Here is a 14,201-nt window from a genome sequence, read left to right as displayed (position 1 = left end):
CGGCGGTAAGTGGTGAGTGGGAACAGATGAAGGCGGGCCAGAGAATAAGCATCTCTGGCCCTGCTGTTTCTATGTCTTGAAGTCGTCCTAGCCCTTTCTCAGACTCTTCAACCCTCGACCCTTAGACCATCCTTACCGGTCTTGCAGCTTCACGTAATGCGCGTCGGTGGCCCCGGTGTACACCGCATCGGGGCGCAGCAAACGGTTGTCTTTGGTGTACTCGTTCACGCTGGCGCACCACCCGCTGATCCGGGCCAGCGCAAAAATGGGCGTGAAGTATTCCTTGCGGATACCAAGATCGCTGTACACGGTGCCGCTGTAGAAATCGACGTTGGGGTAGATGCCCTTGGAGCCGATGCGCTCCACCACCGTCTTCTCGATGGTTTCGAGAATCTGGTAGTAGGTGCTTTTGCCTTCTTTGTTCGCTACATGCTCGGCGTAGTCGCGCAACACGCGGGAACGGGGATCGAAGTATTTGTAGACGCGGTGGCCCACACCCATGATCTTCTCTTTGCGGTCAAGCTTGCCGTTGATATACGCGGCGGCCTTGTCAGGCGTGCCTACTTCGTCCAGCATGTCCATTACGGCTTCGTTGGCTCCGCCGTGTAGCGGCCCTTTCAGTGCGCCAATGGCCGACACGATGCAGGAATAAGTGTCGCTGAGCGTTGAAGAGGTGGCAATGGCGGTAAAGGTGCTGGCGTTCATGCCATGATCGGCGTGCAGCACGAGCGCGATGTCGAACAAGCGGGCCTGTTCGGGCGTCGGCTCTTTGCCCGTCAGCATGTACAAAAAGTTGGCGGCGTGCGTGAGATCCATGCGTGGCGCAACGATGGCTTGGCCTTCGCGGGTGCGGGCACTGGCGGCAATAATGGTGGACATCTGGGCAATCAGGCGCAAGCTGATGTCGTAGCGGCCTTCCGGCGTGGTGTCCTCAGCCTGTGGGTCAAACAGCGCGAGGTAACTGACCGCCGTGCGGAGCGTCTGCATCGGGTGAGCATGCTTGGGGAAAGTGGCGATTTCTTCCACCAATTTTTCAGGCAAGGCGCGGTTGGCCCGCAAATCGGCGTCAAACTTCGCCAATTCTGCGGCGTTGGGCAATCGGGCGTGCAGCAGGGCAAAACTCAGTTCCTCGAAGGTACTGTTTTCGGCCCACTCCTGAATGGGAATGCCCAAATGGGTGAGGATGCCCTCGGTTCCGTTGATAAAGGTCAGCTTGCTCTCGGTGAAGAGGACGCCTTCCAGCCCCTTGGCGATATCTGTCATGTTGCGCCCAACATACCACCGGTCAGGGCCGGGGCGGTTCAGAAGCCGGTCAGAAAGCCTGAGCGTTCCTGCTGTGGTGACAACAGGAGTCAATAGAACAGGGCCGATCCGGGGTGGCCTGGCCCTGCTGTTGGGGGGAGGTTGTGGGTGGGGCGGTCTAAGGGTCGAGGGCTCAGGGCCTAAGGGAGGGCAATCGCTTCGCTCACTTCCCCTCACCCCGCTGCTGGCGCAGCGCCCCTCTCCCACAAGGGGCGAGGGCAAAAGCAAGAGCCACAAGCTTTGTTTAGCTCCCTCCCCCTTGAGGGGGGAGGGGGGGAGTGAGCCCCAGCGATTGCCTTCCCTCAGACCCTAGACCCTTAGATATCCTTTACTCGCGTGCGACGAGAATCACCGCGCAGCCGTCATGATCTGCCGTCGTCTCGGTGGCCGTATCAATTTTGGCTTTCAGGTCGATGTAGCCTTTCTTCTTGAACACCGTGTTGGCCGTCAATTTATCGGCAAAGTTTTCGCGGGCCACCATGAAATTGTTGAAGGGGTGGCCGGGATTGGGCAGCAAGCGGAAATCTTCGCCGCTGACCGCGCCGATGAACACGTAGCCGCCGCTGGTTTTGACTGGGCCGAACATGCGGCCGTGATTGTTGCTTTGCCACCAGTTGCCGTCGCTGAACGCCTCGCCGTTGCCCTGCGGATATTGGGCGTACAGGCGGCCATTCAGGTAGCCGGAATAGCCGGTGCTATGCCCACCTTTAGGGCCGTAGCCCGCTTTGTTCATGCCGTCCAACATGCGGGCGGTAGCCTGCTCAGGCGTGGTAGCGAACTTGTCGATCAGGATCACGTTGACGGGTTCGCGTAGGGTGCGGCCCTTATATTGTTCGCCCAGCCAAGTCGCGTTTTTCAGGTCTTTGGTAATCATCCACAGGCCCATGTCGCCCACATCGTCTATGCCCGTAAAGACTTCGCCGGGAGCAGGTACAAAAGTGGCCGGATCAAGTGCGGGGCCGCTGCTTTGGGCAGGCGCACAGGCATTTAGCAGTAGGGCGGCAGACAGGGCAGCAACGGAAAGTGTCAAGGCAGAGCGGTTGATAGGCATAAGTGTTCCTCGGTGAGCTGGGACTCGCATGAATCGGAGTGGCATGAATTGGACTGGCTTGAATTGAAGGGGAAAGGGTGACTCCATAGCTTAGCGGATGACTTGAAGAGCATGTTATGTAAATTTTTCACACTCACGGTTTCTAAGTTACCCCAGAGTCAGCAGGACGTTGGCGGCTCTGGCTAGCTCTGGTACGGCCTCTATTTCATTACTGCACACCCGGCCCTGCCGATCAATGCGGCCACCCCATGCCAGCTTTCGGCAAAGACCTTCCAACCTGTTTCCATAACACTAGATCCGTGCGGCGGGGGACACTCGCACTTGGTTTGAGAGGGCGCAAGCGGCATGCTGTGGCAGTAGGGAAGACAGGAACCAAACCACCTCGACGCCACCAAATTAGGAATGACAGGTACAGAAGACGGATCGCCCGCCCGGTCAGGCATTACGGTAACGCTGAAGGGCGCGGATCAGAATAGGGAGTGTGAAGATGAAAGACCGCGTAACCACCCCACTGGGGGCCGTGACCCTGCTGCTGCTGCTCGTCGCAGTGGGCCTCGGCCTCAGTTCGCCGCTGGACGTGAATCAGGGTTCGCTGGTGCGCCTGATGTTCGTGCATGTGCCCACCGCATGGGTCAGTTACCTCGCTTATGGCGGCACGGGCCTGTTTGGGCTGCTGTACCTGATAACACGTAAGCGCCGCTGGGACAGGCTGGCGATGGCAAGTGGAGAACTGGGCGTGCTGTTTACGGTGGCAACCATCGTGGGCGGAATGCTGTGGGCCAAGCCGACTTGGGGCACCTACTGGGTCTGGGATGCCCGCCTGACCACCACCGCCCTGAGCTTGGTCGTGTACGGCGGCTACCTGCTCATTCGCGCCATGATCGACGATCCCGAACGCCGCGCCCGTGTGTCGGCGGTGGTGGGCATCGTGGGCACGCTGTACATTCCGATCAATTACATGGCGGTGGAATGGTGGCGCGGCGTACACCAGACGCAGACGCTCAAGCTGCTGGGCAAAGTGCGCTTCGACGCCGCGCCGATTTACGGCTGGGTGCTGCTGATCGCTACCGCTGCTTTTACCCTGCTGTACATCTACCTTCTGCGCGTGCGCGGCATCGTGGCTGCCCGCGACGATGCCCGCGAGGAACGAGAACTGATGAACGATCTTCAAGGTGAGTTGACTGGCCTGACGCCGCAAGCTGCCGGACAGAGTGCCCAACATGGATAAGTACGCCGTATACGTGATCGTGGTGTACGTGGTGACGCTAGTGCTGCTGGGCGCGTATTTGGTGTGGTTGGCGCAACGCCTGCGGGCCACACGGGACGAAGCCGGAATGGCCGAACAGGGCGGAACACCCGCCAGCACACCCGCCAGCAGTTTGGGCAAGAGAGGCTGACATGACCGTTCCCGCCTCTCCCCCACCCTCCTCGCCGCTGCCGCCTGCCCGCCGCCGCAAGCGTAGCCCGCTGCCTGTGGTGCTGGGCGTGGTGGCGTTGGTGGGCCTGACCGGGTTTATCGCCTTTGGAAATCTGGGCAAAAGTTTGGAATATTTTGTGACCCCCAGCGAGTATGTGCAGCAACGCACCGAACTGGAAGGCCGCCCGATCCGCATTGGCGGGCTGGTGAAGGCCGTGCAGTACAACCCGCAAACGCTGGATCTGAAGTTTACGGTCACCGACGGCGGGGCCAGCTTTCCGGTGACCTACAACGGCGCAGTCAGCGACCTGTTTAAGGAAAATCAGGGCGTGGTGGTGCGCGGCGAGTTTACGGGCGATACCTTCCATGCGCGTGAATTGGTGGTCAAGCACAGCGAAGAGTACAACGTTCCCAAGACGCAGGCCGAACTCAAAGACCTGCTCCAGCGCACGGAGTAAGCCTCATGCTGAATCTGATTTCATTTTCGTCCAGTCCGATGGGGGCGCTGGGACAACTGGCGCTGTTGGCCGCCCTCGCCTTTACGCTGGCGGGTGCATGGCTGGCCGTACTGGGCGGCGTCCGGGCCGATGCACGGGCCACCGAAGCGGCGCGGCGCTCCACTTGGGCCGTATTCGCGCTGGTGTCTTTGGCCGCCCTCGTCCTGATGACGGCCCTGCTGCGCGACGACTTTTCGGTGCGGTACGTGGCCGAACATTCCATGCGGTCTTCTCCGACTTGGGTCAAAATCACGAGCCTGTGGGGGGCGCTGGAAGGCAGCGTGTTGCTGTGGGCGTGGCTGCTGGCGGGCTTCACGTTCATCCTGAGTTTGACCTTGCGGCGCGATTCGCTGCGGCCTTGGGCATTGGCGGCCATGTTTGCCAGCCTGCTGTTCTTCGTGGGCGTGTGCGCGACGGTGGCTTCTCCGTTTACGCCTGTGGCTACCCTGCTGGCCGATGGACGCGGTCCCAACCCCGCGCTGCAAAACCACTGGATGATGGCCGTCCATCCGGTCTTGCTGTATCTGGGCTTCGTGGGCCTCAGCGTGCCGTTTGCCTACGCGGTGGCCGCGCTGGTTACGGGTCGCCTCAGCGATCACTGGGTCACGGTCACGCGGCGCTGGACGCTGGTGGCGTGGGTCTTCCTGACCGCTGCAATTGTGGCGGGCGGCTGGTGGAGCTACGAAACGTTGGGCTGGGGCGGCTACTGGGCGTGGGACCCGGTAGAAAATGCCAGCTTTATTCCGTGGCTCCTGACCACCGCCTTCCTGCACAGCGTGCAGATTCAGGAACGGCGCGGGCTGATGCGCTCTTGGAACGTGTGGCTGATCGTGCTGGCCTACGCGAGTACGGTACTGGGCACGTTTCTGAACCGCAGCGGCATCGTGCAGAGTGTGCATGCCTTCGCGGGTGGCCCGGTGGGGCCAGTCTTCCTCGGCTTTTTGGCCTTCCTGTTGGTGGCCGGAATCGGGCTGGCGGCGTGGCGTGCGCCCCAACTTCGGGATGATGGAGACCCACCCTCGGCCCTCAGCCGCGAGGGAGCCTTCTTGGCGGGCAACTGGCTGTTTGTGGTGTTTGCCGTGATGGTGCTGGTGGGCACGCTGTTTCCCACCTTCATCGAGGCCGTGCAGGGCCGCCGCGACGCCAGCGTGGGGCCAGCATTCTACAACGCCTTCGCTATTCCGCTGGGCCTCGGCCTGATGCTGATGATGGGTGTGGGGCCACTCCTACCTTGGCGCAGGGCCGATGGACAAACGTTTTGGCGGGCACTGCGGCCCCTGCTGATCGTGGGTGTGGGCGCGGCAGCCTTGGCGTTCGTGCTGGGTGTACGCAGTGCAGGTGTGTTGGCAACGGTGGCGCTGGCGGCCTACAACGTGCTGGGATTGGCGCTCCTCACGGGCCGCGCCCTCAAACAACGCCGCGAAGGCCGTCAAAGCGGCGGTTTCCTCGCACTGGTACGGGAGCAACCGCGCCGCTACGGGGCGTACACCGCACACATCGGGCTGGCGGTGCTGGCGCTGGGGCTGGCCTTCAGCGGTGCTTACCGGGGCGACGCTCAGGCTTCGCTGAATGTGGGCGCGGCTCCCAAAGCCCTCCTGCACGAGCAAGTGCAACTGATTTCTCTCCGCCAAGAAGACAAGCCCTACGGCAGCAGCGCCATTGCCCGCGTGCTGATCGATGGCCGTGCCTTCGAAGCCCGCCTGAACACCTTCCGTCAAGCGCCCGGCACGTTCTTTCCTGCCCCCGCCGTGCGGTATGGAGCGCTGACCGACACCTACCTTGTGCTGACCAGCATCGACCCCGGAGGCAAATGGGTCAGCGTGCGCCTGATCGAAAGCCCGCTGGTGTCGTGGATCTGGTGGGGAACGTTGATCGTGTGCCTCGGCGCGGGCCTGACGCTGGTGTCGCCCCGGCAGATGCAGGCGCGGCGCGTGCCGTCTGGACTGGCTCCCGCGACGGATTAGGCGTTGGTGTCGGCTGGTGCGAAAGGCGTCTAAGGGTCTAGGAACTGCAATCGCTGCGCTTATTCACCCCCTCCCCAGCCCTCCCCCCTCAAGGGAGAGGGAGCCGAACACCAAGGTTCACGAGCCACCCTTAGACCCTGTGTGGAACGGCAATCGCTCCGCTCACCCCCTCACCCCGCTGCATACGCAGCGCCCCTCTCCCACAAGGGGCGAGGGCAAAGACAAGAGAGAACCCAATGACCCACACTCCTCCAACCAAATCCGCAACCCCTCCCGCTTGGCGGCGCTTCGTTCCGCCTGTGTTGGCGGCCTCGTTGGTGGTCGTCTTGGGATTGGCCTTGTTCAGTCCCTCCCGCAACGCCACCGATGGCGGCCCGCTGGTGGGCAAGCCCGCGCCCGCGTTCGTGCTGAACACGCTTGACGGCTCCAGCCTCAGCCTCGCTTCGCTGAAGGGGCGGCCTGTGGTGGTCAATTTCTGGGCCTCTTGGTGCGGGCCGTGCCGTGCAGAAGCGCCGCTGTTCCGTGAACTGAGTACGCGCCAAACGGGGGGCACGGGCTTAGCGGTCATCGGCGTGCTCTTTCAAGAAACCAGCGAAAAGAGCGCCCGCGATTTTATTCAGGAGTACGCGCTGGCCTATCCCAATCTGCAAGACCCCGGAATCAAAACGGGCATTAACTACGGCGTCAGCGGCATTCCCGAAACTGTGTTCATAGACGCTTCTGGCACGGTGCGGCACATGGACAGAGGCGGCCTGACCCGCGAGCGGCTGAATGTGGGGCTAGAGAAAATTGGGGTGAAGGGGATTTGATGGGTGCTGTAGGTAGTGGAACGTGGGGCGTGGGAAGGGCGTTGGCCCTAGCTTTCGCGCTGTCTGCTTCTGCCCTCGCCGCCGCTCCACTCACGCCGCAGCAGGAAGCGCAGGCGCGGCAAATTGCCGTGAATATCCGTTGCCCGATTTGTACTGGCGTGCCGATCACCGAAAGCACCAACGACATCAGCCGCGAAATGTTGCGCGGCGTGCGCGAACAGGTGGCTGCCGGACGCTCGGCGCGGGACGTGTACGCCTACTTTTCGGCGCGGTACGGCAATTTTGTGTTGCTTGATCCCCCCAAAGAGGGGAGCAACTTGCTGCTGTGGGGTGCGCCCTTAGCCGCATTGGGCGGCGGCGGCGCGGTGCTGTGGCTGTTTTTGCGGCGCAAGCAAGGCGCGGTAGCTCCGACTGTAGCGGGCGAACAGACTGCCGATGAACCTTTTGACCCCTTCTTGGCACAGGTGCGGCGCGATACAGGCCAGAGCGAGGGCAAATCGTGATGTTGAGTGTGTTGTTGCTGGCGCTGATCGTGGGCGCGGCGCTTTGGCTGGTGCTATCCCCACTGCGGCAGGCCACCCCGGACGACCCCGACGCCCCGGAGCGTAACCGTTTGTTGGCCGAACGCGACAGGTTATATTCAGAATTGGCGCAGTTGCACGAAGACGACCCCAAACGCCCCGACTTAGAGCGCCGCGCCGCCCTGACCCTGCGTGGGCTGGATGCCCTGCCGCCCGCTGTGCAGGGCAATCCCAAACGCACAAGCACGCTGGCCCTGATCGGCGTAGGCGCGGTGGTGCTCCTGACGGTGGCCGGAGCTTTGACCTTCGTTCCGCGCTGGCAATTGGCCGCCCTGAACGCGGGCGAGGCCGAGAACGTGCAAGCAGTTCTCAAACTGCCGGAACTGCGCCGCACTGCCGAACGCACCACCCAAAACGCCGATTACGTGGCATGGGGCAAAGCCGCCTTCGATTCCGGGCAATACGATCAGGCGGTGACGGCTTACGGGAACGCGCTGAAACGGGACGCCCGCCAACCCGAAGCCCTGCGCCGACTGGGGATTTTGCTGCTGACCCGTGGCGATCAGACTGGGCAAAAGGTCAGTGAGAGTGACGCCGAACGCGCCACTCTACTGATTCGCACGGCGGCGCAACTGGCCCCCAAAGAAGCCGAATCTCAGTTGCTGCTGGGCTTCGCACTGGCCCGTTACGGAGAAGACGCCGCCGCGCTGACGGCGCTGGAAAGCTACCGCACCCTTGACCCCAAAGGCCGCGACGCCGACGAACTGATTACGGCCATTCGCGCCCGCCAGAACGACAGCGATCCGGCCCTGCGCGTCTACGCGGCCAGTTGCGCCAGTTGTCACGGCGCGGCGGGCGGCGGCGGCATCGGCCCCAGCCTGCGTGCTTCTAGCCTCACGCGGGAAGCCCTGAAACTGGTGACAGTCAACGGGCGCGGAGCCATGCCCGCCTTTCCCAACCTGACCGAAGCGGAACTGAATGGCCTGCTTGACCTGATGGAAAAGTGGCAGAAAGAGGGCGAATGATGCCAGCGTTTCAAGCGGTTATTCACTTGTCAGAAGCTGGGCTAGTACGGCCACCACGCCCTTCCCACTTCCCAAACGCTGACCGGATGAAACTCCACTCCGAAACCTCACCGGAAGCCGTGTGAGCCGACTGGAAGGCCGCCGCATCCTGTCGCGCCGCGCCCTGCTCGCGCGGTGGTGGGTGCTGCCCGTCGCGGGAACGGTGGGCGCGTTCGGGTATATGGGCTGGTACGGTTCCCGCGTGCTGCTGGGCAAACAGCGGGCAGGCGCACCCCAATTTGTATCAGGCCAACCACAGCGGGTGGCCGCGATTTCTGAACTGGCACAAGACTGGGCCGAAGTGAACTTTACCTACGACAAGCGCCCCTGTACCGTGCTGAGAATTCCACGCGCCGTTCCGGGCGGGCTGAATCTCGGTCAGACGCATTACGTGGCCTACTCGCGCATTTGCACGCATCTGGGCTGCACTGTGAACTTGGTGCGAGACCCAGAAGTGCTGGCATTCGCCTTCAATTACCGCCCCCCGCCCGACGCGAATCACCCGCAACTGGGCTGCCGCTGCCATTACAGCGTATTCGACCCACTGCAAGCAGGCGAAGCCGTGTTTGGCAAAGCGAACGGCCCGCTGCCCCGTGTGCGGCTGGAACGGCGCGGAAACGACTTATATGCCACCGGAATAGAACCCGCACCAAAATTGGGCGATTAGAATGTGACTATGAGCGTGCCGCTGCTGCCCGTTGACTCCAGCATGATGTCCCATGTGGGCTACGATCCGGCGACCCACACCCTGACCGTCTTATTTGGCAGCGGCAAATTGTACGAATACAGCGGTGTAGAGCCGGAAGTGTACGAACGGCTGATGGCGTCTACGTCTAAGGGCAGTTTTATGAGGAACGAGATTTTAGACTGCTACCCAGACCGCTTGGTCACGAAGCGGGGCCGCCGCTGAAGCCCCTCACCATTACATCCGGCGACGTGCAGACCGCCTCCGAGATTCTGATGGCCTCTGCCGCCGCCCTTGCTGCACGCGGACAACCGCTCTGGCCGCCGCAAAGTCTGACCCCCGAACGTTTGGCGCGGCACTACCCCGATGCGGGCTGGCGTGTGGCGTGGCAAGACGGTCAGGCGGTGGGCGCTTACGTGCTGCTGGACAAGGATGAGCTGTTTTGGCCCGACGACGCGCCCGGTACGGCCCTGTATCTGCACAAATTGGCGGTGCATCCCGACGTGCAGGGGGGCGGCTTGGCACGGTTGCTGTTGGCTGAAGCTGTCGCGGAAACACGCCGTATGGGTGCGCCTTTCCTGCGTCTGGATACGGCTTCAGACCGGGCTAAATTGCGAGCGCTATACGGCGACTTCGGCTTTCAGAATGTGGGAGGGCGGCAAGTGGGTGCTTACCATGTGGTGCTGTACAGCTTGAGGGTTGAATAGAAAAGGCCCGCACCATTGTCTGGCACGGGCGGAACAGGAGTTACATCCTAGCGAACGGTGTAGCTGAACGGCACTTTCAGACTCGCCGTTGCCTTGCCTGCATCGGTGATGTCGAGCGTCAGTGTGCCCTCGATAACTGTTCCAGCGGCAGGCGCGTTAGCCAAATTGATCTGCACACAACCCTGAGCTGTGAACGCGTTGTAGAGCTTAGAGAAATAGTCGTTGAGATCGGTGCTTTTCTTGGTTGTATTAAATAGACCGCCCGTTTGGCTGGCGATGCGCTCCATCTGACTAAAATTCACATTGTTAGATGTATCCAAACCCAGGGTGTAAACAGTAACGCCTAATTTTTTTTTACATAGTCTATTACACTATCGGCAGAATTGCTACTTGAGTTGTCCTCTCCGTCAGTTAGAGCCAGAACGATGGGATTAGCTCCACCCGAATCTTTAGCTATGAATGCCGCATCCATGACTGCATCATAAAAATTCGTGCCACCAGAAGCATATGTCGCTTTATCTATGGCTGCCTTCAAAAGAGTTTTGTCGCTGGTCATCTTCTGCTGTAAACGACTGGCTAGCAAACCACTACTTGGAACACTGTCAGCCTAAAAAGATAGAATTGCAGCTTGGCTAGCCCCCGTCAGACGATCCACAAAAGCTTTGGCAGCAACGTTCCGGTCTTTGTTGGGATCATTGTCTACCATACTCCCCGTCGCATCTAACGTGACTGCCGCCGTGACTACGTTTTGTGCAGCTATTTGACCGCAGACGTTAGCCGTGCCAGTAATACCAGTCGTGGTGAACATGACTGTGACTTTGTCTATTTTGCCTGTGCTGACCACAGTCGAAGCGGCTAATGTGGTCACTCCAAATTGAATGGTCGTGTTGTTGATGACACGGGTACCATTGACCTGCACGATCGTTGCCGCAGGCGCGACGACAACAACATCCCGCTGACAGGATGCCAAAGCCAACAAACTGACGCTCCTCTCTAGGGGTCAAAAGTCGGGAATAGGCAGCAGAAGTCGGCTCCTGTAGGGTGTTTTCTGCGATGAAAAATCCCCGGAGCCGACAGCCCCAAGATACTCTGTCCGTTTACCTCGCCACCGTTCTTCCTCTTGATCCTCGTCGTCTTACGGTGCTGGCCGCGCTGATCCTCGCCATCATCGAGAAGCGCACGGTGTGTCTCGCTCAGTTGGTGAGTTGCATCCGTCTCGCCTTGCCGACGAGACGATCTATCAGCGACTCAAACGCTTTGCTCAATTCGCATGGCAGGATCAGCAGCTCTTGACGGCCCGACTCGTGTTGAGTCATTTCCGAGATGACCCCGAACTCGTGCTGATCCTTGACCGAACGAATTGGAAATGGGGCAAAGCGGATCTCAATTTCCTGATTCTCAGCATCATGTGGAAATCCTTCAGTTTTCCGCTGGCTTGGCAGCTGTTGCCACTGTGTGGCAACAGCAATACTGCGACCCGAATTGCACTGCTGGAGTCGGTGCTGCCGTTGATGCAGGGCAAGAGTCTTGCCCTGCTCGCAGATCGAGAATTCATCGGCAAAGAGTGGTTTGGGGCACTGAAACGACTCGGAATCAAACCCACCATCCGGTTGCACGTGACCACCAAAGTCAACGGTATTGAGGTCTGGGCCTATTTCAAAAAGCTGCAACCGGGAGAACTTCGCATTTGGCATGCCCCGACAACGATCTACGGGGTACGGCTGCGGGTTCTGGCGTGCCAGAACCTTCACGGACAGACGCTCTATTTGGCCTATCACGGGTGGGGCACCCAGGCCATCACACGCTATTCTTGGCGCTGGAACTGCGAAAATATGCATCAGGCCTTGAAGGGAAGAGGCTTTGATCTCGAAGCGACGCGCTTGACCGAAGGCACACGGGTGAGCCTGCTGTTTGGCGTCGTATCACTGGCGTTTATCTGGTGCTGCTTGAGTGGGGACTTCGTCGCAACGAAGTCCCCACCAAAAATGCTCAAACACGGCTACCCCGCAAAAAGTCTCTTTCGAGTGGGCCTTGATGCCCTCCAGAGCGCACTGTCAAGTCGACCCAAGAAAAAGAGTGCGTCTAGGCCGTCATTCCAGCGACTTCTGGCCACTTTTGACCCCTAGAGAGCTGACGCTCAACACCAAAGCAGTTTTATACGTAGATTTCATTGAAGACCCCCAATAAGGACAGGCAGAGGTGCCCATCACACGAGAAACGGTGTGAAAGTGAGGGTGCATCTATTAAGGCTCAAATCACATTTTCATGAGCTAAACCTATATTGACGGTATTGCAATATCGGAGTGAGAAGATTTAACTGCTTGACTAGACAGACATTACAAAAATCAGTTATAAGCCCGCACCAACCAACGGCACGGGCTTATAAAGATGGAAGTTTAGCGGGCTGTATAGCTGAACGGCACATTCAAGGTGGCTGCCGCTTTGCCCGTATCCGTAATGTCCAGCGTCAGTGTGCCTTCAATGGTGCTGCCTGTGGCCGGAGCAGTCGCCAGATTCAGTTGCACGCAGCCCTGAGCGGTAAAGGCGTTGTAGAGCTTGGAAAAATAGTCGTTCAGGTCGCCGCTACTGATGTTGCTGCGGAACAGGCCGCCCGTTTCGCTGGCGATGCGTTCCATTTCGCTGAAATTGATGGTGTTGGTGGCATCCAGCCCCACGGCGTACACCGGAACATTATTGGTTTTGGCATACGCAATCGCTTCTGTGGCGGTGTTGTTGCTGGAATTGTCTTCACCGTCGGTCAGGGCCAATACGATGGGATTGCTTCGGCCAGAGTCTTTGGCAATCTTCACGGCGTCAATGACAGCGTCATAAAAGTTGGTGCTGCCGGAAGCGTAGGTGGCGTTGTCTATGGCCATATTCAGCAAAGCCTTGTCGCCCGTCATGGCTTGTTGCAAACGGCTGGCAAGCAGCCCAGCGGTGGGCGTACTGCTCGCTTCAAACGACAGCACGGCGGCCTGACTGTCTCCGGTAAGGCGGTCTACAAACGCTTTGGCGGCCAGCTTGCGGTTTTCGGCAGGATCGGTGCTGCTCATGCTGCCGGTAGCGTCTAACGTCACTGCCGCCGTGACCACGTTTTGGGCCGTAATTTGCCCGCACACACTCACGCTGCCCGTGACGCCGGGTGTGGTGAAGGCGACTGCCGGATTGGTGATCTGGCCCGTGCCTACCACGGTGGTTCCATTGAGCGCCGTGACCCCAAACTGGATGGATGTGGCGTTCAGCACACGGGTTCCGTTGATCTGAAGCACTGTCGCCGCCGGAATGGTGGGCAAGATGACATTGGGTACATCCGGGCCGCAAGAAGCCAGCGTCAGCAGGGCAGTGGTCAGAGCGAGCGCCGTCTTGTGCAGGTACGTCATGGTAAAACCTCCGGAAAGCTTGAGAAGGGCCAATTGTTCATAAACTCTAAGGCCATCTTTCACGTCACCCGTTACAGCAACGTGCCCAGCCGTTTAACGCCCCCGCCCCACCAATTCACTTCCCTTCAGTACCGTGCGTTGGAAGCTGTGCAGCGCGTCCACTTGGGCCTGCATGTGGGCCACACTGCCGCGCACCAACTCAAATTCGGCGGGCGTTGTCCAGCCGGGGCGCGGAATGAGTTTCAGCAGGCGCTCCAGCGAATCGGAGGCCGCCAGTTCGCGCAGGCTGAGGCGCAAGGCACGCACTTCACGGGTCAGCGTTTTGATGTCGTGCAGGGTGTCGGATGGGTGGGACTGTGTAGGTGCTGGGGTGGGTGAAGGGCTGGATGCTGGGGTGATGGATGCGGTCATGGCAATTCCTCCAATGTCTGAACTCGGCCCGTGCCTGCCGTGCCATCTGTAGTGGCCGCTTCCGCTTGGCCCGCGCCTGAACCCATCATCAGCAGGGGGCATGATCAGGCCATGATCAGACTGGGGGTTACGGGCGAGTTCAATCTGACTGGCAAGGTGAACCCCCCCGTTGCTGGCGCAACGCCCCCCCTTAGAGGGGAGGACACAAGCTTTTGCGCTCCCCTTAAGGGGGCTGGCTGCGGAGCAGACTGGGGGGTTTACACGAGGCTCAACTCTAGCTACGTATCAAATCGGCATCCACCCGACGTTACCCAACCTGTCTGACCCATGCTCTTTTGTCCTGCCCGCGCCGCGCTAAACTGCTGGGCGTCGTGCCTCCCGCACGGCCATCTC

17 protein-coding genes and 1 pseudogene are annotated in these 14,201 nt (G+C 60.1%); 11 read left to right on the top strand and 7 right to left on the bottom strand.

From position 1 onward, the window contains the following. Positions 1–132: 132 nt before the first annotated feature. The gene (locus E7T06_RS00620; protein WP_136363909.1) at positions 133–1,263 is read right to left on the bottom strand and encodes a citrate/2-methylcitrate synthase; all 1,131 of its coding nucleotides are present in this window, start codon (positions 1,261–1,263) and stop codon (positions 133–135) included. 367 nt (positions 1,264–1,630) lie between these two features. Beyond that, entirely contained in the window at positions 1,631–2,353 is a 723-nt protein-coding gene (locus E7T06_RS00615) for a hypothetical protein (RefSeq protein ID WP_136363908.1), read from the bottom strand. Between the two features lie 487 nt (positions 2,354–2,840). Between E7T06_RS00615 and ccsA the strand changes: the two genes are divergently transcribed. The 10 genes from ccsA (at position 2,841) to E7T06_RS00570 (ending at position 10,017) form a co-directional block, all read left to right on the top strand. Next, a complete protein-coding gene (ccsA, locus tag E7T06_RS00610) occupies positions 2,841–3,581 on the top strand; it encodes a cytochrome c biogenesis protein CcsA (RefSeq protein WP_136363907.1) in 741 nt (246 codons plus the stop codon). Beyond that, entirely contained in the window at positions 3,574–3,750 is a 177-nt protein-coding gene (locus tag E7T06_RS21080; protein ID WP_168733302.1) for a hypothetical protein, read from the top strand. The genes ccsA and E7T06_RS21080 overlap by 8 nt, the downstream gene beginning before the upstream one ends. 1 nt (position 3,751) lies before the next feature. Then, complete coding sequence (ccmE, locus tag E7T06_RS00605) at positions 3,752–4,228, top strand: cytochrome c maturation protein CcmE (RefSeq protein WP_136363906.1); 477 nt, start codon at positions 3,752–3,754, stop codon at positions 4,226–4,228. A 5-nt stretch (positions 4,229–4,233) separates the two neighbouring features. After that, the gene (locus tag E7T06_RS00600; protein WP_136363905.1) at positions 4,234–6,231 is read left to right on the top strand and encodes a heme lyase CcmF/NrfE family subunit; all 1,998 of its coding nucleotides are present in this window, start codon (positions 4,234–4,236) and stop codon (positions 6,229–6,231) included. 236 nt (positions 6,232–6,467) lie between these two features. Continuing rightward, positions 6,468–7,040, top strand: a complete 573-nt coding sequence (locus tag E7T06_RS00595; RefSeq protein ID WP_136363904.1) for a TlpA disulfide reductase family protein — start codon at positions 6,468–6,470, stop codon at positions 7,038–7,040. After that, positions 7,040–7,543: a cytochrome c-type biogenesis protein gene (locus E7T06_RS00590; RefSeq protein WP_240740771.1), complete on the top strand. Its 504-nt coding sequence runs from the start codon at positions 7,040–7,042 to the stop codon at positions 7,541–7,543. Before E7T06_RS00595 ends, E7T06_RS00590 begins: the two co-directional genes overlap by 1 nt. Next, complete coding sequence (locus E7T06_RS00585) at positions 7,543–8,586, top strand: c-type cytochrome (RefSeq protein ID WP_240740770.1); 1,044 nt, start codon at positions 7,543–7,545, stop codon at positions 8,584–8,586. The genes E7T06_RS00590 and E7T06_RS00585 overlap by 1 nt, the downstream gene beginning before the upstream one ends. Before the next feature lie 121 nt (positions 8,587–8,707). After that, positions 8,708–9,292 (top strand): Rieske 2Fe-2S domain-containing protein, encoded by a 585-nt coding sequence (locus E7T06_RS00580; RefSeq protein ID WP_136363902.1) that lies wholly within the window; start codon positions 8,708–8,710, stop codon positions 9,290–9,292. A gap of 9 nt (positions 9,293–9,301) precedes the next feature. Then, on the top strand, positions 9,302–9,535 hold the full coding sequence (locus E7T06_RS00575) for a KTSC domain-containing protein (RefSeq protein ID WP_136363901.1): 234 nt from the start codon (positions 9,302–9,304) through the stop codon (positions 9,533–9,535). A gap of 26 nt (positions 9,536–9,561) precedes the next feature. Further along, complete coding sequence (locus E7T06_RS00570) at positions 9,562–10,017, top strand: GNAT family N-acetyltransferase (RefSeq protein WP_346763180.1); 456 nt, start codon at positions 9,562–9,564, stop codon at positions 10,015–10,017. Positions 10,018–10,064: 47 nt separating this feature from the next. Here the strand turns inward: E7T06_RS00570 and E7T06_RS00565 are convergent, their stop codons facing one another. Genes E7T06_RS00565 through E7T06_RS00555 form a run of 3 tightly spaced genes read right to left on the bottom strand, consistent with a single transcriptional unit; the run spans position 10,065 to position 10,996 of the window. Further along, positions 10,065–10,319 carry a hypothetical protein gene (locus E7T06_RS00565; RefSeq protein WP_136363900.1) on the bottom strand — a complete coding sequence of 85 codons (255 nt, stop codon included), beginning with the start codon at positions 10,317–10,319 and terminating at the stop codon, positions 10,065–10,067. A 41-nt stretch (positions 10,320–10,360) separates the two neighbouring features. After that, entirely contained in the window at positions 10,361–10,573 is a 213-nt protein-coding gene (locus E7T06_RS00560) for a VWA domain-containing protein (protein WP_136363899.1), read from the bottom strand. A 51-nt stretch (positions 10,574–10,624) separates the two neighbouring features. Next, positions 10,625–10,996, bottom strand: a complete 372-nt coding sequence (locus E7T06_RS00555) for a hypothetical protein (RefSeq protein ID WP_136363898.1) — start codon at positions 10,994–10,996, stop codon at positions 10,625–10,627. Positions 10,997–11,070: 74 nt separating this feature from the next. Between E7T06_RS00555 and E7T06_RS00550 the strand changes: the two are divergent. Beyond that, a pseudogene (locus tag E7T06_RS00550) lies at positions 11,071–12,143 on the top strand (IS4 family transposase). 270 nt (positions 12,144–12,413) lie between these two features. On the opposite strand, the gene E7T06_RS00545 reads toward E7T06_RS00550, so the two are convergent. Continuing rightward, the gene (locus tag E7T06_RS00545; RefSeq protein WP_136363897.1) at positions 12,414–13,397 is read right to left on the bottom strand and encodes a vWA domain-containing protein; all 984 of its coding nucleotides are present in this window, start codon (positions 13,395–13,397) and stop codon (positions 12,414–12,416) included. A 93-nt stretch (positions 13,398–13,490) separates the two neighbouring features. Then, the gene (locus E7T06_RS00540) at positions 13,491–13,808 is read right to left on the bottom strand and encodes a hypothetical protein (RefSeq protein ID WP_136363896.1); all 318 of its coding nucleotides are present in this window, start codon (positions 13,806–13,808) and stop codon (positions 13,491–13,493) included. Positions 13,809–14,201 lie beyond the last annotated feature (393 nt).

Origin of the sequence: Deinococcus sp. Arct2-2, from assembly GCF_004801315.1 — a bacterium.
In the GTDB taxonomy this organism is placed as follows: domain Bacteria; phylum Deinococcota; class Deinococci; order Deinococcales; family Deinococcaceae; genus Deinococcus.
Note: the sequence above shows the minus strand (reverse complement) of the source record. Positions and strands in the feature narration are given on the sequence as shown.